The organism is Clostridium sartagoforme, from assembly GCF_004794105.1.
Classification (GTDB): domain Bacteria; phylum Bacillota; class Clostridia; order Clostridiales; family Clostridiaceae; genus Clostridium; species Clostridium sartagoforme_B.
The window spans coordinates 1-343 of the sequence record NZ_SRYR01000039.1 but is presented as its reverse complement, the minus strand read 5'-3'; the positions used below and the strand labels follow the sequence as shown (position 1 = coordinate 343).

General features: G+C 35.0%; 1 pseudogene. It reads right to left on the bottom strand.

Annotated elements, in window-relative coordinates:
• A pseudogene (locus E5347_RS17000) lies at nucleotides 1–343 on the bottom strand (hypothetical protein); the annotation flags it as partial.

The following is a 343-nucleotide window of genomic DNA, read 5'->3' as shown; positions in this document are numbered from 1 at the left end:
CTGTATTCTTTGTACTCCAGTCACTTAACACTGTCCATGTATCTGTACTTCTATCACATACCCATAACTTATATAATGTATCCCCTGCTGGAGTTCCACTTGCTGTCATTGTTAATGTTTCATTCACAATCTTATTACCAGTTACACTTAATCCAGTAGCTGTTGACTTCGGTGATGTTACATTTACATCCACTGATTTATATGAGTCCTGAGTTTTGGTATCACTATTTTTATGTTTTACATGTGCTACAAAGCTATAGTTTCCTGCTTTCTTAGGTATAAATGTTGCTGTATTCTTTGTACTCCAATCACTTAATACTGTCCATGTATCTGTACTTCTATC